This is a genomic window from Saliniferula longa, assembly GCF_050789285.1.
Lineage (GTDB): Bacteria > Pseudomonadota > Alphaproteobacteria > Rhodobacterales > Rhodobacteraceae > CAVPWP01.
The window spans coordinates 593099-613296 of record NZ_JBOUVX010000001.1; the positions used below are offsets into that span (position 1 = coordinate 593099).

Below are 20198 nucleotides of genomic sequence, written 5' to 3' on the forward strand. Positions count from 1 at the left end.
TATCCACCGCCTTTCCGCATCCTGGCGCGGAAATCCGCCGATCGGCCGGGGGGTGTCTTGCCTCTTTTCCCCGGTGCGTTCAAAGGGCTGCGCTGGGGGAACAAGACAAGGGGTCTGCTTTTGCAAGCGTCTCTACGAACCGTGCTCTTCTCGACCGTGCTTGCCGGCCTTGCGGCTTGCGGCACGACCGATGCCCGCGAAACCGATATCCTTCCCGCGACGAAGTGGGATCACCGCGCCGAGGCCCCCGTCTGGACCGAGGCAAGCATCGACGCGCTGCGCAGCTATGGGCAGCCGCTCGTGTCGCTGGTGCCGGCCGATGCCGAGACCTGGTGCCCTGGTTACGATACCGCCTCGGCGACCCAGCGCGAGGCCTTCTGGGTCGGCCTGTTGTCGGCGCTGGCCGAACACGAAAGCACCTGGAACCCGCGCGCCGTCGGTGGCGGCGGCCAGTGGTTCGGTCTGGTCCAGATCTCGCCCGCGACTGCGCGTGGCTATGGCTGCGACGCCGGTTCGGCCGAGGCGCTGAAGGACGGCACCAAGAACCTCAGCTGCGCGATCCGCATCTGGAGCCGCACCGTCACCCGGGACGGCGTGATCGCGGCCGGGGGTGGTGGCGTCGCGGCCGACTGGGGCCCGTTCCACCAGTCGTCCAAGCGGACGGCGATGATGGAGTGGACCCGCGCGCAGCCCTACTGCCGCGGCTAGACGCGGGCGCGGGGGCAGCGCGGCGGCGGGCCAGGCCGCACGCGGCCTTGGCCACGTCGACCATGGATTTCGTGCGTCAATGCGCGCCCATCGCGCCGCGGACCCATTCGGTCTGACGCGACACGTCAAGCAGCGACACGCCGGGCGCGTGACGCCCGCCCAGCGCCAGCGTCCGCGTGCGCAGCACCTCGATCGCCGCCTCCGAAGTGGCCGGCAGCGCCGCGGCCGGAATGGGCGCGCCGACGGTGACGCGATAGGGCTGGCGGGCCTTGTTCAGCGTCTCGTGGAACAGCGTGATGTCGCGCAGCGTCGGGTGGATCCGGTCGAAAAGATAGAACAGGGCCGAGTTTCGCGCCCGCAGGTTTACCGGGATCACCGGCAGGTCGAACTTGCGCGCGATCATCGCGGCCGACGCCATCCAGGGACGTTCGTAAAGGCGAAGCCCGCGGCGCTGGGCCAGCCGGCCCGAGGGGAAGATCACACCCAACCGCCCCTCGCCGATCGCACGGCGGGTGTAGGCCATGGTCTCGCGCGTCTTGGCGTGACAGCGCTTCTCGGGGCGCCATTCGACCGGGGCGACGATCGCGCCGAACTGCGGCAGCACGCGCAGGATGTCGGCGTTCGCGTAGAAGAACAGATCGCCCCGGACCGGCGACAGCAGGTGGTGCAGGATGATCCCGTCGGCGATGCCGGTCGGATGGTTCGCCACGATCAGCGCCGGGCCCCGCAAGGGCACGTTCGACAGCCCGTCGATCTCGACGTCGCGGGCAAGCATCTGTCCCAGTGTGCCCATGATCTCGGCCGCCGGCCGGTCGCGGAAGTAGTCGGCCAGCGCCACGGTGCGGCCATAGCCCAGCAGGCGCATCAGGACCTCGCGCGCCGGGGCCGACCACGGTCGGTCCTCGAAGAGCCACGGGGCCCGTTCGGCGATAAGGGGATCGATCCGGTCGCGCATGGCAGCCCCCATGGCAGATTCGGGCAACACGACGATGACAGTCTAGCACGAAACCTCGCCGCTCTGGGCCGCATGGTGCGGCCGGGCGTCCGGTTGGGCGGCCTCTTGCCCGCCTCTGGCGCGGGGCAGGGCGGGCGGACCGCTAGCCGCCCAGGATGCGCCCCACCATTTCGCTCGTATCGCGCGACAGCCCGGGCGCCGCGGCGATCCGGCCAAGGGCTGCGCGCATCAGGTCCTGGCGGTCGGCATCATAGCGGCCGATCGTCTCGAAGGCGGTGGTCATGCGGGCGGTCGTCTGCGGGTTGACCGGATCCAGCCTGATCAGCCAGTCGGCCAGAAGATCATAGGCTGCCCCGTCCGCGCGGTGGAAGCCGGCCGGATGCGTGGCCAGCGCGCCGAACAGGGCGCGGAAGCGGTTGGGGTTCTTCCAGTCGAAGTCGGGATGCCGCGTCAGATCGCGGGCGATCTCGGCCGCGCGGTCGGGCATGGCCTGCGCGATCTGAAGCGAGAACCACTTGTCGATCACCAGCCGGTCATGGCGCCAGCGGCGATAGAAGGCCGACAGCGCCTCGCCCCCCGCGCCGTTGCCCACCGACAGAAGGCAACCCAGCGCGCCCAGTTCCTCGGTCATGTTGTCGGCACTGGCCACCTGCCGGGCCGCCGTGGCGCCGTCGTCAAGCCGGGTGATCAGCGTCAGCGCCGCCTGCCGCAGCGCACGGCAGCCGGCGGCCTTGGCGTCGGGCGTATAGGGGCCGGGCAGGTTCATCGCCTCGTAAAGACCCGGCAGCACCCCGCGCAGATGCTGCGCGACCCGCGCCTCGAGCCGGCGTCGCGCGGCATGGATCGCGTCGGGGTCGGGCGTGGTGCCGGCGTCGTGCAGGGTCTGGGCCATGTCGTCCTCACCCGGCAGGCGCAGCGCCAGCGCGCGGAACGCGGGGTCGAGCGTGTCGTCGCGCAGCATGCGTTCAAGCGCGTCAAGATAGGCTCCGCCGGGTTCGGCGTCGCGCGTGACCATGTCGACCAGCACGTCCTTGGCCAGTTGCCGCCCGGCCTCCCACTTGTTGAAGGGGTCGGTGTCATGCGCCAGCAGGAAGGCCCGTTCCTCGGGCGTGGTTCGCCGTTCAAGGATCACCGGGGCCGAGAAGCCGCGCAGGATCGACGGCACCGGACGCGCGGCCAGCCCCTCGAAGGTGAAGCTTTGCTCGGCTTCGGTCATCTCGAGGATGGTCGTCGGCACGACCTCGTCGCCATTGGGGTTGAGAAGCCCCACGGCCACGGGGATGACCTGCGGGTGCTTCTCGGGCTGGCCGGGCGTGGGTGGGGTGTGCTGCCGCAGGTGCAGGGTGAAGCGGCCGTCCCGATACTCTTCCGACACCTCGAGACGCGGCGTGCCGGCCTGCGCATACCACCGCTTGAACTGCGAAAGGTCGCGTCCTGTGGCGTCCTCGAACACCGTCAGCCAGTCCTCGATCGTGGCGGCCTCGCCGTCGTGACGCGCGAAGTAAAGGTCAAGCGCGCGGCGATAGCCGTCGTCGCCGACCAGCCGCTTCAGCATCCCGATGACCTCGGCCCCTTTCTCATAGACGGTCGCCGTGTAGAAATTGTTGATCTCGATATAGTTTTCGGGACGCACCGGGTGGGCCAGAGGGCCGTTGTCCTCGCGGAACTGGCGGGCACGCAGCAACAGCACGTCGTCGATCCGCTTGACCGCGTGGCTGCGCATCTCGCCGGTGAACTGCTGGTCGCGGAAGACCGTCAGCCCTTCCTTCAGGCACAGCTGGAACCAGTCGCGGCAGGTGATGCGGTTGCCGGTCCAGTTGTGGAAGTATTCATGCGCGATGATCCCCTCGATCATCTCGTAGTCGCGGTCGGTCGCCGTCTGGGGCGACGCCAGAACGTAACGGGAGTTGAAAATGTTCAATCCCTTGTTCTCCATCGCGCCCATGTTGAAGTCGTCGACGGCCACGATGTTGAAAACCGACAAGTCGTATTCGCGGCCATAGACCTCTTCGTCCCAGCGCATCGAGCGTTTTAGCGCGTCGAGCGCGTAGTCGCACTTGCCCTCGTCGCCCGGGCGGACCCAGACGTTCAGCGCGACTTCGCGGCCCGAGGCGGTGGTGAACCGGTCCGACACCGCGACAAGATCGCCCGCGACCAGCGCGAAAAGATAGGCGGGCTTGGGCCAGGGATCGTGCCATTCGGCCCAGCCCGCGCCCTGCGCCACCGGATCGCCGTTCGACAGCATGACCGGCGTGTCGGCTTCGATCCGCACGGTGAAGGGCGCCATCACGTCGGGGCGGTCGGGGTAGAAGGTGATCTTGCGGAACCCTTCGGCCTCGCACTGGGTGCAGTACATGCCCTTCGACATGTAAAGCCCCTCGAGCGCGGTGTTCGCCTCGGGCGCGATCTCGACCTCGGCTTCCCAGGTGAAGGGGGCATCGGGCACGGCGCAGGTCAGCCCGCGCGCGTCGACGTCGGGCGAAACCGGGCGGCCGTCGATCGCGGCGCCGATCAGCGTCAGCCCCTCGCCATCAAGACGGAAGGGACCCGGCGCCTCGGGGTTCGGCCGGAAGCGGATGCGCGCGCGCACCCGCGTGGCCCCGGGCGCCAGCCGGAAGGTGAGGTGCACCTCGTCGACCCAGTGGCTGGGGGCGCGGTAGTCCGCAAGGTAAACGGCCCCGGGGGCGGCCCCGGGGGCGGCTTGGGCGGCGGCTTGGGCGACGGATTCGGTCATGGGCCTCTCCGATGGGATGCACTGCTCGGTTCGACTTCGCAAGCTAGTGGGCTAAGTCGTCCCCCTCAACACGGGAAACGGAAAGGAGCCAACCCATGTCGGCACCCGAAACGAACGTCGAAAAGCAGGCCCGCCGCCACAAGGGACCGCTGCTGGGAATTGCGGTGGCGATTCTTGCGGCCCTCGTCGCCCTGGTGGCCGTCGGGCTGTTCGCGTCGACCGATGACGCCCCCGACGTCCCTCCGGCCGAATTGGCCGACTGACGCAACCTTGCCCGCAGGCCCTACCCGCCGGACGCGGCGACGCTAGATCGCGCTCCGATGGTCACTGTCCTGTGGTTCAAGCGCGATCTGCGCGTCACCGATCACCCCGCGCTCGCCCATGCGGCGGCGCTGGGGGGTCCTGTGCTGCCGCTCTACATCGTGGAACCCGACTACTGGCGCCTGCCCGACACGTCGCACCGGCACTGGGCCTTCACCGCCGACTGCCTGCGCGATCTTCGCACCGCGCTGGGCCGGCTTGGCGCGCCGCTTGCGTTGCGCGTGGGCAATGCCGCAGCGGTGCTTCAGGCGCTGCATGACGCCCACGGCGTCACGGCGATCGTCAGCCACGAGGAAACCGGCAACTTGTGGACCTTCGCCCGCGACCGGCGCGTCGCCGCCTGGGCGCGGGCAGTGGGTCTTCCCTGGGTCGAGTTGCCGCAATCGGGCGTCGTGCGGCGCCTGAAGGGCCGCGACGGCTGGGCCGCGGCGAGGGACGGCGTCGTCTTCGCCGATGCGGCGCCGACCCCTGCGGCCCTGCGCTCCGTGCCGGGACTCGATCCCGGAGCCATCCCGTCGGCCGCCGACCTCGGCCTTGCGCCCGACGGCTGCGCGGCCCGCCAACCGGGCGGACGCGCGGCCGCCGAGGGCCTGCTGGCCTCGTTCCTGACCGAACGTGGCCGCGACTACCGGCGCGCGATGTCAGCGCCCGGTCCGGGCGCCCGGGCCTGCTCGCGCCTTTCCCCTCATCTGGCGCTGGGCACGCTGTCGGTGCGCGAGGCCGCCCAGGCCGCCGCCGCCCGGCAGCGCGCAGTCCGTGGCACCCGTGACGGCTGGGGCGGCAGCCTGAGGTCCTTCCAGGCACGGCTAGCCTGGCGCGACCACTTCATCCAGAAGCTCGAGGACGAGCCCGAGATCGAGACGCGCTGCCTTCACTCGGCCTATGAAGGATTGCGCCCGCGCATCCCCGACGCCGCGCGGCTGGCCGCCTGGGAGGCGGGCGAGACGGGCCTGCCGTTCCTTGACGCCTGCATGCGGTCGCTCCGGGCCACGGGCTGGCTCAACTTCCGCATGCGCGCCATGCTTGTCTCGGTCGCCTCCTGCCACCTCTGGCTCGACTGGCGGGCGACGGGGCCGGTGCTGGCGCGGCTCTTCACCGACTACGAACCCGGCATCCACTGGAGCCAGATGCAGATGCAGTCCGGCACCACGGGGATGAACACGGTCCGGATCTACAATCCGGTCAAGCAGGGCCGCGACCAGGACCCGCGCGGAGAGTTCACCCGCCGCTGGCTGCCCGAACTGGCCGGCGTGCCCGACGCCGTCCTGCACGAGCCCTGGCGCTGGGACGGGGCAGGGCGCCTGCGCTACCCGCCGCCGGTGGTCGACGTGGCCGAGGCCGCCCGCGCCGCCCGCGCCGCCCTCTGGGGCCAGCGAAAGGGAGAGGCCTTCCGCGCCGAGGCCGCCCGCGTGGTCGAGAAACACGCCAGCCGCAAGGACGCGCGCTTCGTCAACGACCGCGCGCCCCGGCGGACATCCCCGCCGCCCGACGACCGGCAACTGGGCTTCGACCTCTGATGCCCAGGGGCGTGAAGAAGCGGGACCTTCCCGCCAAGACCTGCGCCACCTGCGGGCGTCCCTTCGTCTGGCGGAAGAAGTGGGACAAGGTCTGGGACGAGGTCCGTTACTGCTCGGATCGGTGCCGGGCGGCGAAAGGCCGCCCGAAGTCCTGATCCCGTTTTCTTCTTGGGTCAAATATCCCGGGGGTGCGGGGGCAGAGCCCCCGCGGCGCGCCCCCTCTCACGCAGCCCCGACATGGCGGGCAAGCTTGCCCAGCGTCTGAAGACCCAGCTCCGCCGCGCCGAACCCCTTCGCGGTCCGGTATTCCTCTGCCGTCACGAAGGCCATCGAGAGCGTCACCTTCGTCCGTCCGCCCAGGTCCTCGAAGGTGACCGTGCCCTCGGCGTGTTCCGGCCCGTCCTCGCCCCAAAGCAGAAGGTAGTCGATGCGCGTTCGCGGCTCCATGCGGACATAGCGGTGGTGGTTGGGGAAGACCGTGCCGTCCGGCCCGATCATGTCGAACACCCATTCGCCGCCCTGACGCAGGTCGATGCGCATGGTCCGGCAGGTAAACCCGTCGGGCCCCCACCAGACCGGCAGCGCATCGGGGCTTGTCCAGGCCCCCCAGACCAGTTCCACTGGCGCGTCGATCACGCGCTCGATCGTCATGGTGCGGTCGGAACGATCGGACTGGGTCATCGCGTGAGCGCCTGTGCGTATTCTTCAAGCTGTTCCGCCACGGTCCCCCAGCCTTCGTGGAACCCCATCGCCGCGTGCTGTGCCGCGGCCTCGCGGCTGCGGTGGCGGGCGACGGCGGTGTAGCGGGTGCGGCCGTTTCCGATGTCCTCGAAGGTGACGATCGCGGTCATGAAGGGCTCGGGGGCGGGCTTCCAGCCTTCGGTGTAGGTGTCGGTGAAGACAAGCTTCTCGTTCGGCACCACCTCGAGGTAGACGCCCCTGTTCTCCATGATCGCACCGTCCACGTCGAAGGTCGTGTCGCAGGCGCCGCCGACCCGCACGTCAAGACGGCAGGCGGTCACCTTGTGGGGCTTCGGCACGAACCAGTGGACAAGGTGCTCGGGCGTGGTCCAGCAGTCATACAGAAGCTCCCGCGGGGCGTTCACCTCGCGCGTCAGAACAAGGTCAAGCTCGGGGTCGAGGTCGGACTCCATCGGTCGTCTCCTTCATGGTCCGATGCGTGGTCCGGCGCGCCGGACGCTTATTCGGGTCCCTGTCGCCCTTTCGCGGCAAGGCCCATGACATAGGCATCAAGTCGGTCGAGGCGGCCCTCCCAAAGCACCTGCTGGTCGTCGATCCAGCGGCGGGCGGGGGCGAGCGCGACGGGATTGGCGCGGCAGATGCGGGTGCGGCCCTGCTTCTCGGTCTCGACAAGTCCGCTTCGCTCTAGCTTCGCCAGGTGGGCAAGGACCGTGGGCAGGGCGACCTCGAAGGGCGCGGCCAGTTCGCTCACGGTCTTCGGGCCGTCCATCAGGCGGCTCAGCATCTCGCGCCGCGTCGGGTCGGCCAGGGCCTGAAACAGCGTGTCGAGCGCGGGATCGTGAAGCGACATGGGCGATTCGCCTAGAATGGTTAGCCGATCATCTAACAAAATTACTTAGCTGACAAGCTAAGTGTCGGGCCGTGTCCAGGGCTTGGAAATTGGTCACATTTCCTGACCGCAGCCGTTGATTGTCGGACGGATTGCCGCTAGGTCTGCCCACCGCATGCGGCGGCATACCGCCCCAGCCAACGGAGGGCATCATGACGGAACGCGTCGACAGGGCCGGACTTCAGGTCGCCCGCGAACTTGCCGAGTTCATCGAGGCCGAGGCGCTGCCCGGCACCGGGGTCGAGGCCGCGGCCTTCTGGGCGGGCCTCGCCGGCATCGTGGCCGACCTCGGCGACGAGAATCGCGCGCTTCTTGACCGTCGCGAGGCGCTTCAGGCGCAGATCGACCAGTGGCACATCGCCCGCCGCAACCAGCCGCACGACCACGAGGCCTACAAGTCGTTCCTGACCGAGATCGGCTATCTCCTGCCCGAGGGCGGCGATTTCGAGATCGAGACGGCGCAGGTCGACCCCGAAATCGCCACCGTTCCGGGGCCGCAGCTGGTGGTGCCGATCACCAACGCGCGCTATGCGCTCAACGCCGCCAACGCCCGCTGGGGGTCGCTTTACGACTGCCTTTACGGCACCGACGCGATGGGCAGCCCGGCGCCGGCGGGCGGCTATGACAAGGGGCGCGGCGCACGCGTCGTCGCGCGGGCGCGGGTGTTTCTGGACGAGGCCTTCCCGGTCGACGGCACCAGCCACGCCGACGCGCGGCGCTATCACGTCTCGGGCGGCAGGCTTCTGGTCGACGACCTGCCGCTGGTGACGCCGGGGAAGTTCGCGGGCTGGCGCGGCAATCCGAAGGCGCCCGAGGCGGTGCTCCTGGTCAACAACGGCCTGCATGTCGAGCTGGTCTTCGACCGCGCCCACCCGATCGGCAGCCGCGACCAGGCGGGGCTGGCCGACGTGCGGCTTGAATCCGCGATCTCGGCGATCATGGACTGCGAGGATTCGGTCGCCTGCGTCGATGCCGCCGACAAGGTGGTGGCTTACCGCAACTGGCTGGGACTGATGCGGGGCGACCTGACCGAGACCTTCGAGAAGGGCGGCCGGACCGTCACCCGGGCGCTTGCTCCCGATCGCACCTATTCCGCCCCCGACGGCGGCGAGGTCACGGTGAAGGGCCGCGCGCTGATGCTGGTGCGCAACGTCGGCCACCTGATGACCAATCCCGCCATCCTCGATGCGCAGGGCCGCGAGGTGTTCGAGGGGCTTATGGATGCCGCCGTGACCACGCTGATCGCGATGCACGATCTTGCGCGCCCGGGCGGAAACTCGGTGGCCGGCTCGGTCTATGTCGTGAAGCCCAAGATGCACGGCCCCGACGAGGTCGCCTTCGCGGCGCGCACCTTCGACCGGGTCGAGGACCTGCTGGGCCTGCCGCGCCATACCGTGAAACTCGGTATCATGGACGAGGAACGGCGCACCTCGGTGAACCTCAAGGAATGCATCCGCGCCGCGAGGCACCGCGTCTGCTTCATCAACACGGGCTTCCTCGACCGCACCGGCGACGAGATCCATACCTCGATGGAGGCGGGACCCTTCAGCCGCAAGGACTTCATCAAGCGCAAGGGCTGGATCACCGCCTACGAGAACCGCAATGTCGACATCGGGCTCGAATGCGGCTTCTCGGGCCGGGCGCAGATCGGCAAGGGCATGTGGGCGATGCCCGACCTGATGGCCGCGATGCTGGACCAGAAGATCGAGCATCCGCGCGCGGGCGCGAACTGCGCCTGGGTGCCGTCGCCCACGGCCGCGACGCTGCACGCGCTGCACTACCACAAGGTCGACGTCTTCGCGGTTCAGGCCAGGCTGCGCGCCGGCGGACGGCGGGCGCATGTCGACGGCATCCTCGACATTCCGCTGGCGAGCTTCCGCAAGTGGACCCCCGCGCAGATCCGCCGCGAGGTCGAGAACAATGCGCAGGGCATTCTGGGCTACGTCGTGCGCTGGATCGACCAGGGCGTGGGCTGCTCAAAAGTGCCTGACATCAACGACGTGGGTCTGATGGAAGACCGCGCGACCTGCCGGATCTCGTCGCAGCACATCGCCAACTGGCTGCACCATGGCGTCCTGTCCGAGGCCGAGGTGCGCGAGATCATGGAACGCATGGCCGAAGTCGTCGACCGGCAGAACGCGGGCGATCCCCTCTATCGCCCGATGGCGCCGGGCTTCGACAGCATTGCCTATCAGGCGGCCTGCGACCTTGTCTTCAAGGGGCGGGCGCAGCCCTCGGGCTATACCGAGCCGATCCTGCACGCACGGCGCCTGGAACTGAAGGCGGCGGGCTGACGCCCGCCCCCCGACGCCTGTCCCTGACCCCCGGGGCGCTGGGGTTTCGCGCTTCGCGCGAGGATATTTCGACCAAGAAGAACCCATGCGTCGGGCAGGGCGGTGCCTTTGTGCCACTTCCGCAGGCATGTGCACGGATGCAGGGCCGGTTTGCACATCATTGAGGTTTGATTTGCGTTTGCCACATTATATTGTGGAAGAAAGCGCTCAAGGGATCGCATCCATGGCTCGGCCGGTCGTCGGCATCATCGGCAACAGCCTTCTGATCAACGATGAATACCCCGCCCACGCCGGCGGGACGATGAATTCCGAGGCGGTGGCCGAGGTTTCGGGCGCGCTGCCGCTTCTGATCCCGGCCGATCCGCGCTTTGTCACGGTGCCCGAACTGATCGATCATTTCGACGGGTTCCTGCTGACCGGAGGACGGCCGAACGTCCACCCCGAGGAGTACGGCGAAGAGGAAACCGCCGCCCACGGCTGCTTCGACCGCGCGCGCGATGCGATCGTGCTTCCGCTGGTGCGCGCCTGCGTCGAGCGCGGGCAGCCCTTCCTTGCGATCTGCCGGGGCTTTCAGGAGGTGAACGTCGCCATGGGCGGATCGCTTCACCCCGAGATCCGCGATCTGCCGGGGCGCATGAACCACCGGATGCCCCCCGACGGCACGCTGGAAGAGAAGTTCGAACTGCGGCACGAGGTCAGCTTCGCCCCGGGCGGTGTCTTCCACCGCCTGATGGGCGCCGAGCGGGTACGCACGAACACCCTGCACGGGCAGGGCATCAAGACGCCCGGCGGGCGCATCGTCATCGACGGCTGGGCCGACGACGGCACGCCCGAGGCGATCTATGTCGAGGGCGCGCCGGGGTTCACCCTTGGGGTGCAGTGGCATCCCGAGTGGAACGCGGGCACCGACCCGGTCTCGCGTCCGCTGTTCGAGGCCTTTGGCGAGGCGCTGCGCGCCTGGTCCGCCGGGCAGCGCCCGGCGCGGCTCAAAAGCGCCTGAGACGTCATTTCACCCGGTAGCTCACCTGCACGAACCCCGGCGGGATCGATCGCACGGCGACGAGGTCAAGGTCGATGTCCCGCGCAAGGCCGCCGAACAACGGCTTGCCCGCGCCGATCAAGACCGGGGCCACGGTGACGACCATGTCGGTGATCAGGCGCGCCTCGAGGAAGGCCCGGATCACCTGGCCGCCGTCGACATAGACCCGCCGCCAGCCGCGGCCGTCCAGCCCGGCCATGAGGTCGGCCGGCGCGGCCGCGCTGACCTCGACGCGGTCGCGCAGCGCCTCCGGAATGTCGGAAGAAGCAAGGCTCCGGCTCATCACCACGACCGGCACGGGATAGGGCCACGCGCCGCCGAAGCCCAACACCGTCTGGAAGCTGGTGCGCCCCATGACGATGCCGTCGACGCTGTCGATGAAGGCCTGGTAGCCCGTATCGGCACCGCCGCCATCGTGCTTCATCAGCCAGTCGAGGCTGTCGTCGGTCCGCGCGATGAACCCGTCAAGGGAGGTGGCGATGAAGACATGGCCGGTGATCATGGCGGGGATCCTTTCGGGACAGGGCCTTCCGGTTTGACCCCGCGCCCCGAGTCGGGCGAGGTTTGGGGCAGGTCGCGGAGGACTCATGATGCACATTCTGATCGGCTACGCCACGAGCGAGGGACAGACACGGAAGATCGCCGAGTTCGCGGCGGACCACCTTGGCGCGAAAGGCCACGCCGTCGAACTCCGGTCGCTCGACGACGCGGGCGGGGTTGAACCGGGCCGCTTCGACGGCGTGATCCTGGCGGGATCGGTCCACGTGGGCGGCTATCAGAAGGCGCTGACCGACTTCGCGCGCACCCATGCCGCCGCGCTCAACGCCGAGCGCGATCTGTTCCTGTCGGTCTCGCTGACGGCGGCCGGGGACGTGGCCGAGGACTGGGAGGGACTGCGAAGGATCATCGACCGCTTCGTGGCCGACACCGGCTGGACACCTGACCGGATCGAGCATGTGGCGGGCGCCTTCCGCTTCACCGAATACTCGCTCTTCCAGGCCTGGGCGATGCGCAAGATCGCGAAGGCGCGCGACCCGGGCATCGACACGCGTTCCGACACCGAATACACCGACTGGGACAAGCTGGCCGAGGTTCTCGACGACTGGGCGGGATCTCTGGCGGCGGCATAGGAGACGGCGATGAAACGGTCGCGCATCAACGAGATCATGGTGGCGGCCGACGCGATGATCCGCGGCCACGGCTTCGTGTTGCCGCCCTTCGCGTACTGGACGCCGGACGAGTTCCGCGCCCGTACGGACGCCCGCCGGATCGTCGAGGCGCGCATGGGCTGGGACATCACCGACTACGGCCAGGGCGATTTCGATCGGCTGGGCCTGTTCCTGTTCACGCTGCGCAACGGATCCCTCGCAGATCTCGAGCGTGGGCGTGGGATGGTCTATGCCGAGAAGCTGCTGATTTCGCGGCAGGACCAGATCAGCCCGGTGCACACCCATGTGATCAAGTCCGAGGACATCATCAACCGCGGCGGCGCGACGCTCGCGATCGAGCTGTTCGGATCGGACGCTGCGGGCGGCTTCGACGGCGACCGGGGCGGGATGGTGCGTTGCGACGGGATCGACCGTCCCTTCAGTCCCGGCGAGGTGCTGCTGCTTGAACCCGGTGAAAGCGTCACCCTCATGCCCGGCGACTGGCACGCCTTCTGGGGGGAAGGCGGCGACGTCCTGATCGGCGAGGTGTCGACCGTGAACGACGACCTGACCGACAACATCTTCCGCGAGCCCATCGGCCGCTTCGCCGAGGTCGAGGAAGACGAGGCCCCAAGGCACTTGCTGGTCAGCGACTACGACCGCTGGCTGGGCTGAGGGTCGCGCCTCCGGCCGTTCTTCTTGGGAAAAATATCCCGGGGGTCCGGGGGCTGGCCCCCGGTCCGCGGCGTCAGGGTCAAAGCGTCACTTCCATCGCGAAGCGTTCGAGCAGGACGCCGCCGCGCTCGGTCTCCTCGCGCGCGACCACTTGCCATCCCCGCCGTTCCAGAAAGCGTCGGGCGAGGTGGCTTGCATGCGTCGTCAAGCGGCGGCGTCCCTCGGCCCGCGCGTGGGCGAGCATGCGGTCGTAGAGCGCCGGGGCGGTCGGCCCGCGCCGCGCCGCGGGCCGGACGAAGAACAGGTCGAGATGGCCGTCGATGTAGGTCAGGAAGCCGTCGAGCCCGGTCGCGCCTGCGTCGACCCAGGTCGTACCGCCAAGGACCCGGTCGGGCCACCAGTCCTCCATTCCGTCGGACGGCACCCAGGCCCGGCGCTGAACCTCGGTATAGAACGGCGTGGCCCCGATCCGGACGGCGTCGCGATAGATCGCATAGGTCAGGGCGACCTCGTCGGGGCGCAGGGCCCGGATCACGTCACGGCGGCGCGTCGGCGGTAATCGTCGCGGTCCCAGAGCGCGTTGGTCATCACGTCTTCGAGGATCGCCACGGCGCGCATCACGTCGCCTTCGCCGATGTAAAGCGGCGTGAAGCCGAAGCGCAGCACGTCCGGCGCGCGGAAATCGCCGATCACGCCGCGCGCGATCAGCGCCTGCATGATCGCGTAGCCTTCGCGATGACGGAAGCTGACCTGGCTGCCGCGCGCTTCGGGGTCGCGGGGGGAATGCAGCGCAAGGTCGGGGCAGCGCGCCTCGACCTCGGCGATGAACAGCTGCGTGAGTTCGATCGACCGGGCGCGCACGTCGCGCATGTCGGCCATGTCCCAGACGTCGAGCGCGGCGTCGAGCGCGGCAATCTGCAGGATCGGCGGCGTGCCCACCCGCATCCGGTCGATCCCGCGCCCGGCGCGGTAGTCAAGGTCGAAGGCGAAGGGCGCCGCGTGCCCCAGCCAGCCCGACAGGGCGGGGCGGGCCACCTCGGCGTGTTCGGGGGCGACATAGATGAAGGCCGGCGCGCCCGGTCCGCCGTTGAGGTACTTGTAGGTGCAGCCCACGGCGAAGTCGGCGCGCCCCCCGGTCACGTCGACAGGCAACGCGCCCGCGGAATGGGCAAGGTCCCAGATCGCCAAAGCGCCCGCGGCATGGGCCCGTTCGGTCAGCCGCGCGATATCGTGCCTGCGGCCGGTGCGGTAGTCGACCTCGGTCAGCATCAGCACGGCAAGCTCGTCGGTGATCGCGTCCGCGACCGCGTCGGGGGCGACGACGCGCAGCTCGTGGCCCCGGTCAAGCGTCCGCACCAATCCGTCCGCCATGTAAAGATCGCTTGGGAAGTTGCCGGAATCGCTCAGGATTACCCTGCGCCCTGGCCGCATCTCAAGCGCCGAAGCAAGCGCCTGATAGACCTTGACCGACAGCGTGTCGCCAAGAACGACGGTGCCCGGCGCCGCGCCGATCAGCGGCGCGATGCGGTCGGCCACGCGGCGGGGGGCGTCCATCCATCCGGCGCGGTTCCAGCCGGTGATGAGCATCTCGCCCCATTCCTCGCGCATCATCGCGGCGACCCGTTCGGTGGCGTGAACCGGCAGCGGCCCCAGCGAATTGCCGTCAAGGTAGGTCACCCCGTCGGGCAGGTGGAAGCGGGCGCGCGTGGCGTTGAAGTCGGTCGAGCGTGTCATGCCCCCGTTCTATCGCGCCCGTGCGGCGCGACAAGCGGTCTGGTGCGGTCGGGCAGGTCTGGTATCGTCGCGGCATGAAGTTCGTCGACCTTCCCCCCGTCTGGCTTGCAGCTTTCCTTGCCCTGGCCTGGGTGCAAGCCGACCGCTTTTCCTTCGGGCTCGGTTTCGGCGGCGGCTGGGCAGGATTCCTGGGCGGGCTTCTGGTCGGCGGTGGCGTCCTCCTGATGCTTCTGGCGGTAGCCGAGTTCCGCCGCCGCCGCACCACCGTGATCCCCCACCGCGAGGCCGATGCCATGGTGACAAGCGGCATCTATGCGCGCACGCGCAACCCGATCTACCTGGGAGACGCGATGGTGCTGGCCGGCCTGATTCTCTACTGGAACGCGGTTTTGTCGCTGCCGCTGATCCCGATCTTCGTCTGGCTGATCGAGCGGCGATTCATCATCCCCGAGGAAGACCGCCTGCGCCGCAAGTTCCGCGCCGACTTCGCGCGCTATGAAGCGAGGGTGCGACGGTGGCTCTGATCGGCGCCATCTGGGGTATTTCGCCACGATTTCCAGTTACGCAAAGGATTGCATGACGTCTCAATCCACGCTTGTGCAACATTGTTGCGCAGGGTATGGGACAGAACGCCTCATGGAACCAGATGCGGCTTTGGCTGCCAGCAACGGGGGAAGACACCAGGTGAAGATCGGAGCACCGAAAGAGGTATTCGAGGGCGAGGCGCGCGTCGCCATGACCCCCGACAGCGCGCTTCAGTTGCAGAAGCTTGGCTATGACTGCGTGATCGAATCGGGCGCGGGCCAGGCGGCCGGGTTCTCGGACGAGGCGTACAAGGCTGCCGGCGTGGAGGTCGTGAAGACCGCCGCCGCCTTGTGGAAGGCCGCCGACGTGGTCGCCAAGGTCCGCCCGCCGACGGATACCGAGGCCAAGCGCCTGCGCGAGGGCCAGACGCTGATCTCGTTCTTCTGGCCGGCGCAGAACGAGGCGCTGATGGAGATCGCCAGGTCGAAGGGCGCCAACGCCATCGCCATGGACATGGTGCCGCGCATCAGCCGGGCGCAGAAGATGGACGCGCTGTCGTCGATGGCCAACATCGCCGGCTACCGCGCCGTCATCGAGGCGGGCAACAACTTCGGCCGCTTCTTCACCGGGCAGGTGACGGCGGCGGGCAAGGTGCCGCCCGCCAAGGTGCTGGTGGTGGGTGCGGGCGTCGCGGGCCTTGCCGCGATCGGCACCGCGACCTCGCTTGGCGCGATCACCTATGCCTTCGACGTGCGTCCCGAAGTGGCCGAGCAGATCGAATCGATGGGGGCCGAGTTCGTCTATCTCGACTTCGAAGACAAGACGCAGGACGGCGCCGCGACCGGCGGCTATGCCGCGCCCTCGAGCCCCGAGTTCCGCGAAAAGCAGCTTGAGAAGTTCCGCGAGCTTGCGCCGGAGATGGACATCGTCATCACCACCGCGCTGATCCCGGGCCGGCCCGCGCCGAAGCTCTGGACCGAGGACATGGTCGCGATGATGAAACGCGGCTCGGTCATCGTCGACCTCGCCGCCGAACGGGGCGGCAACTGCGACCTGACGGTACCCGACCAGAAGATCGTGACCGACAACGGCGTGACCATCGTCGGCTACACGGACTTCCCCAGCCGCATGGCGTCCCAGGCCTCGACGCTTTACTCGACCAACATCCGCCACATGATGACGGATCTCACGCCCGGCAAGGACGGGATGGTCTTCCACAACATGGAGGACGACGTGATCCGCGGCGCGACCGTGACCTATCAGGGCGCGATCACCTTCCCGCCGCCTCCGCCCAAGGTGCAGGCCATCGCCGCCGCGCCGAAGAAGGAAAAGCCGAAGGAACTGACGCCGGAGGAGAAGCGCGCGCAGGAACTCGCGGCCTTCCGCAAGGAAACCAAGACGCAGGTCGGCCTGCTGGCCGCCGGCGGCGCGCTTCTGCTGGCCGTGGGACTTGTCGCGCCGGCCAGCTTCATGCAGCACTTCATCGTCTTCGTGCTGTCGGTCTTCGTGGGCTTCCAGGTGATCTGGAACGTCAGCCACAGCCTGCACACGCCGCTCATGGCGGTCACGAACGCGATCTCGTCGATCATCATCCTGGGCGCGGTGATCCAGATCGGATCCTCTTCGCTTCTGGTGACGCTGCTCGCGGCGCTTGCCGTGCTGATGGCGGCGGTCAACATCTTCGGTGGCTTCCTCGTGACCCGGCGCATGCTCGCCATGTTCCAGAAATCGTAAAGAGAGGCAGGAACGATGGACTTCGGTTTCACGACGGCGGCCTATGTGGTTGCGGCAGTCCTTTTCATCTTCAGCCTCGGCGGCCTCTCGGGGCAGGAAAGCGCCAAGCGCGCCGTCTGGTACGGCATCGTCGGCATGGCGATCGCGGTGCTGGCGACGCTGATCGGACCGGGACAGGGCCTCTGGGCCGTGTCGCTGATCCTGATCGCCGGCGGCGCGGTGGTCGGCTACCAGCTGGCCACCCGGGTCCAGATGACCCAGATGCCCGAGCTTGTGGCGATCATGCATTCGCTTGTCGGCCTCGCGGCGGTCTTCGTCGGCTTCAACGCCGACATCGAGCTTGGCCGCGTGCTGGCGATGGACGAGGAAACCCGCAAGGGCCTGACCGAAGGTTTCGTAGCGATCCTTGCCAAGAAGACGCCGGTCGAGGTCACGATCCTGCGGGTCGAACTGGTGCTAGGCATCTTCATCGGCGCGGTGACCTTCACCGGTTCGGTGATCGCCTATGGCAAGCTGGCCGGGCGCGTGAACAGCGCCGCCAAGCAACTGCCGGGCGGGCATCTTCTGAACGCCGGCGCGGCCGCGCTGTCGCTTCTGCTCGTGGTCCTCTACCTCGGCGGCGGCGGCATCTGGACGCTTCTGCTGATGACGGCCCTGGCGCTCTTCATCGGCTATCACCTGATCATGGGCATCGGCGGCGCGGACATGCCGGTCGTGGTCTCGATGCTGAACAGCTATTCGGGCTGGGCGGCGGCGGCGATCGGTTTCAGCCTTGGCAACGACCTTCTCATCGTCGTCGGCGCGCTCGTGGGCTCGTCCGGGGCCATCCTCAGCTACATCATGTGCAAGGCGATGAACCGGTCGTTCATCAGCGTGATCCTGGGCGGATTCGGCACCACCTCGGGTCCGGCGGCCGCCATCGAAGGCGAACAGATCGCCATCGACGCCGACGGCGTGGCCGCGGCGCTGAACGAGGCGGACTCGGTCATCATCATCCCGGGCTACGGCATGGCGGTGGCCCAGGCCCAGCAGTCGGTGAGCGAGCTCACGCGCAAGCTGCGTGCGGCCGGAAAGACCGTCCGCTTCGCCATCCACCCGGTGGCGGGCCGGTTGCCGGGCCACATGAATGTGCTCTTGGCCGAGGCGAAGGTGCCCTACGACATCGTTCTGGAGATGGACGAGATCAACGAGGACTTCCCCTCGACCGACGTCGCCATCGTCATCGGCTCGAACGACATCGTGAACCCGGCCGCGCAGGAGGATCCCAACAGCCCGATTGCCGGGATGCCGGTGCTCGAGGTCTGGAAGGCCAAGCAGGTATTCGTGTCGAAGCGCGGGCAGGGGACGGGCTATTCCGGCATCGAGAACCCGCTTTTCTACAAGGAGAACACGCGGATGTTCTACGGCGACGCCAAGGCCTCGATCGACTCGCTGCTGCCGAAGATCGGCTGATCGCCCCGGCCCTGCCGGGGCGCGCCTCCGGCGGGGATATTTGGACCAAGAAGAACGCCGCGCGCCCCGGCCCTTTATGGACCGGGGCGTTTCTCCTTGGACGGTCATCGGCTTCCCAGCCTGTACCGTGCCAACATCCTGGCGTCTCAGGGTTTCTTCTTGGTTAAAATATCCTGGGGGAGGCGCCCCTCGGGGGGGCGCCGGGGGCGAAGCCCCCTGGAACGGCACCGCCAGAAACGGCCCCGGACAGAAGCGCCCGTGCAACGGCGTGGCGAAAATTCGGGCCTGCGCATTTTCCGTATTGCAATGTGGGGCGAACTGCCCCAAATGCCCGCCCACGGACGCCAACGCACGCGCCTCTGGCCGGATGCATCTGCTGAACGTGTTTACGCAGCGACGGTAACGTCTCCCTTGGAACTTTTGCGGCTCCCCGCGGGCCGGGTCTATTGGAGATGACCATGATGATGCATGTGCCCGGGGCCGAGGCCCTGGATCGATCCTCGTCCCTCTCGACGCTGGAAGTTTTCGCGCTGACGCAGCGCTTCGACCGCCCGACGCTGGTGATCGACCCCGCCATCGTGGCGCGCAACTATGCCGAGCTGAAGGCGGGTCTGGGGCGTGCCGACATCCACTACGCAGTGAAGGCCAACCCCGCGCGCGAGATCGTCGCGGCGCTGATCGCGCTCGGCTCGCATTTCGATGCCGCCTCGCGCGGCGAGATCGAGCTTTGCCTGTCGCTTGGGGCGCGGCCCTCGACGATCTCGTTCGGAAACACGGTCAAGAAGGCCGGCGACATAGCCTTCGCCCATGCCGCGGGCGTCCGTCTCTTCGCCGTGGACGCGCCCGAAGAGCTTGCCAAGATCGCCGAACACGCGCCCGGTGCGCAGGTCTATGTCCGTCTTCTGGTTACCGAAAGCCAGGCCGACTGGCCGCTGTCGCGGAAGTTCGGCTGCGACCGCCCGACGGCGCTGGCACTGATGGCCGAGGCGCGCGCGCTTGGCCTCGACCCGGTGGGCATCTCGTTCCACGTCGGCTCGCAGACCCGCCGGTCGGGCATGTGGGCCGCCGCACTGGACGAGATGGCAGGCGTCTGGACGGCCGCGCGGGCGGCGGGACATGAGCTGAGCCTCGTCAATATCGGCGGCGGCTTCCCGGCCTTCTACGGCGAGGCGATCGAGGCGGCCGAGGATTACGCCGCAAGCGTCGTCGGCATGGTCGAGGCACGCTTCCCCGGCGCCACCCGCATCATGGCCGAACCGGGCCGCGGCCTTGTCGGCAACGCGGGCGTGATCGCCTGCGAGGTCGTGCTGGTAAGTCGGAAGTCCGCCACCGACCTCAACCGCTGGGTCTATCTCGACATCGGCAAGTTCTCGGGCCTGGCCGAGACCATCGACGAGGCGATCCGGTACCAGTTCGTCACCCCGCGCGACGGCGATCCGGTCGGCCCCTGCATCCTGGCGGGGCCGTCCTGCGACAGCGCGGATGTGCTCTATGAAAAGCGCCCGATGATGCTGCCGGCCACGCTGAAGGCGGGCGACAAGGTCCTGATCCGCAACGCGGGCGCCTATACGTCAAGCTATTCCTCGGTCGGATTCAACGGCTTCCCGCCGCTGGCGGTGGTCGCGATCTGACGGGTCCCGCCTCGGTCCGTGCGGGCTCTCAGGCCCGCACGGTGCACCGTTGTATGCGTGTAAGTGACAGATATTTCTGTATAATCCGCTTTACAGAAAGGGCGTTCCGGCCTAGGTCCCGGGAAAGGCGACCAATAGGC

Annotated in this window: 20 protein-coding genes; 12 read left to right on the forward strand and 8 right to left on the reverse strand. The window is 68.4% G+C overall.

Annotation, left to right across the window (positions count from 1 at the left end):
* Positions 1–141: 141 nt before the first annotated feature.
* The gene (locus ACRDNQ_RS02665; protein WP_431827077.1) at positions 142–708 is read left to right on the forward strand and encodes a transglycosylase SLT domain-containing protein; all 567 of its coding nucleotides are present in this window, start codon (positions 142–144) and stop codon (positions 706–708) included.
* 76 nt (positions 709–784) lie between these two features.
* Here the strand turns inward: ACRDNQ_RS02665 and ACRDNQ_RS02670 are convergent, their stop codons facing one another.
* The gene (locus ACRDNQ_RS02670) at positions 785–1663 is read right to left on the reverse strand and encodes a 1-acyl-sn-glycerol-3-phosphate acyltransferase (protein WP_431827078.1); all 879 of its coding nucleotides are present in this window, start codon (positions 1661–1663) and stop codon (positions 785–787) included.
* Positions 1664–1805: 142 nt separating this feature from the next.
* Positions 1806–4397, reverse strand: a complete 2592-nt coding sequence (gene pepN, locus ACRDNQ_RS02675; RefSeq protein WP_431827079.1) for an aminopeptidase N — start codon at positions 4395–4397, stop codon at positions 1806–1808.
* A gap of 95 nt (positions 4398–4492) precedes the next feature.
* Between pepN and ACRDNQ_RS02680 the strand changes: the two genes are divergently transcribed.
* From ACRDNQ_RS02680 to ACRDNQ_RS02690, 3 genes are read left to right on the forward strand one after another with little or no spacing between them, the layout of a single operon-like run.
* The gene (locus ACRDNQ_RS02680) at positions 4493–4660 is read left to right on the forward strand and encodes a hypothetical protein (RefSeq protein ID WP_431827080.1); all 168 of its coding nucleotides are present in this window, start codon (positions 4493–4495) and stop codon (positions 4658–4660) included.
* 57 nt (positions 4661–4717) lie between these two features.
* Positions 4718–6235 carry an FAD-binding domain-containing protein gene (locus ACRDNQ_RS02685; RefSeq protein ID WP_431827081.1) on the forward strand — a complete coding sequence of 506 codons (1518 nt, stop codon included), beginning with the start codon at positions 4718–4720 and terminating at the stop codon, positions 6233–6235.
* The gene (locus ACRDNQ_RS02690) at positions 6235–6390 is read left to right on the forward strand and encodes a DUF2256 domain-containing protein (protein ID WP_431827082.1); all 156 of its coding nucleotides are present in this window, start codon (positions 6235–6237) and stop codon (positions 6388–6390) included. The genes ACRDNQ_RS02685 and ACRDNQ_RS02690 overlap by 1 nt, the downstream gene beginning before the upstream one ends.
* A gap of 67 nt (positions 6391–6457) precedes the next feature.
* Here ACRDNQ_RS02690 and ACRDNQ_RS02695 read toward each other — a convergent pair whose 3' ends face one another.
* From ACRDNQ_RS02695 to ACRDNQ_RS02705, 3 genes are read right to left on the reverse strand one after another with little or no spacing between them, the layout of a single operon-like run.
* Positions 6458–6916, reverse strand: coding sequence for an SRPBCC family protein (locus ACRDNQ_RS02695; protein ID WP_431827083.1), 459 nt, complete (start codon positions 6914–6916; stop codon positions 6458–6460).
* The gene (locus ACRDNQ_RS02700; RefSeq protein WP_431827084.1) at positions 6913–7389 is read right to left on the reverse strand and encodes an SRPBCC family protein; all 477 of its coding nucleotides are present in this window, start codon (positions 7387–7389) and stop codon (positions 6913–6915) included. The genes ACRDNQ_RS02695 and ACRDNQ_RS02700 overlap by 4 nt, the downstream gene beginning before the upstream one ends.
* Positions 7390–7436: 47 nt before the next feature.
* Positions 7437–7787 (reverse strand): ArsR/SmtB family transcription factor, encoded by a 351-nt coding sequence (locus ACRDNQ_RS02705; RefSeq protein WP_431827085.1) that lies wholly within the window; start codon positions 7785–7787, stop codon positions 7437–7439.
* Between the two features lie 191 nt (positions 7788–7978).
* Here ACRDNQ_RS02705 and ACRDNQ_RS02710 point away from each other — a divergent pair, with 191 nt between their 5' ends.
* Positions 7979–10120 (forward strand): malate synthase G, encoded by a 2142-nt coding sequence (locus tag ACRDNQ_RS02710; RefSeq protein ID WP_431827086.1) that lies wholly within the window; start codon positions 7979–7981, stop codon positions 10118–10120.
* 223 nt (positions 10121–10343) lie between these two features.
* Entirely contained in the window at positions 10344–11120 is a 777-nt protein-coding gene (locus ACRDNQ_RS02715) for a gamma-glutamyl-gamma-aminobutyrate hydrolase family protein (protein ID WP_431827087.1), read from the forward strand.
* Positions 11121–11124: 4 nt separating this feature from the next.
* Here the strand turns inward: ACRDNQ_RS02715 and ACRDNQ_RS02720 are convergent, their stop codons facing one another.
* Positions 11125–11661, reverse strand: a complete 537-nt coding sequence (locus tag ACRDNQ_RS02720; RefSeq protein ID WP_431827088.1) for a dihydrofolate reductase family protein — start codon at positions 11659–11661, stop codon at positions 11125–11127.
* An 88-nt stretch (positions 11662–11749) separates the two neighbouring features.
* Here ACRDNQ_RS02720 and ACRDNQ_RS02725 point away from each other — a divergent pair, with 88 nt between their 5' ends.
* The gene (locus ACRDNQ_RS02725; protein ID WP_431827089.1) at positions 11750–12289 is read left to right on the forward strand and encodes a flavodoxin domain-containing protein; all 540 of its coding nucleotides are present in this window, start codon (positions 11750–11752) and stop codon (positions 12287–12289) included.
* A gap of 9 nt (positions 12290–12298) precedes the next feature.
* Positions 12299–12982 carry a D-lyxose/D-mannose family sugar isomerase gene (locus ACRDNQ_RS02730; protein ID WP_431827090.1) on the forward strand — a complete coding sequence of 228 codons (684 nt, stop codon included), beginning with the start codon at positions 12299–12301 and terminating at the stop codon, positions 12980–12982.
* A gap of 79 nt (positions 12983–13061) precedes the next feature.
* Here the strand turns inward: ACRDNQ_RS02730 and ACRDNQ_RS02735 are convergent, their stop codons facing one another.
* A complete protein-coding gene (locus ACRDNQ_RS02735; RefSeq protein ID WP_431827091.1) occupies positions 13062–13517 on the reverse strand; it encodes a GNAT family N-acetyltransferase in 456 nt (151 codons plus the stop codon).
* Entirely contained in the window at positions 13514–14716 is a 1203-nt protein-coding gene (gene kynU / locus ACRDNQ_RS02740; RefSeq protein WP_431827092.1) for a kynureninase, read from the reverse strand. Before kynU ends, ACRDNQ_RS02735 begins: the two co-directional genes overlap by 4 nt.
* Before the next feature lie 74 nt (positions 14717–14790).
* Between kynU and ACRDNQ_RS02745 the strand changes: the two genes are divergently transcribed.
* From ACRDNQ_RS02745 to ACRDNQ_RS02760, 4 genes are all read left to right on the forward strand, one after another.
* Positions 14791–15240: a methyltransferase family protein gene (locus tag ACRDNQ_RS02745; RefSeq protein WP_431827093.1), complete on the forward strand. Its 450-nt coding sequence runs from the start codon at positions 14791–14793 to the stop codon at positions 15238–15240.
* 160 nt (positions 15241–15400) lie between these two features.
* The gene (locus ACRDNQ_RS02750; protein ID WP_431827094.1) at positions 15401–16975 is read left to right on the forward strand and encodes a Re/Si-specific NAD(P)(+) transhydrogenase subunit alpha; all 1575 of its coding nucleotides are present in this window, start codon (positions 15401–15403) and stop codon (positions 16973–16975) included.
* A gap of 15 nt (positions 16976–16990) precedes the next feature.
* Entirely contained in the window at positions 16991–18427 is a 1437-nt protein-coding gene (locus tag ACRDNQ_RS02755) for an NAD(P)(+) transhydrogenase (Re/Si-specific) subunit beta (protein ID WP_431827095.1), read from the forward strand.
* Between the two features lie 452 nt (positions 18428–18879).
* Positions 18880–20058 carry a type III PLP-dependent enzyme gene (locus tag ACRDNQ_RS02760; RefSeq protein ID WP_431827096.1) on the forward strand — a complete coding sequence of 393 codons (1179 nt, stop codon included), beginning with the start codon at positions 18880–18882 and terminating at the stop codon, positions 20056–20058.
* Positions 20059–20198: the final 140 nt, after the last annotated feature.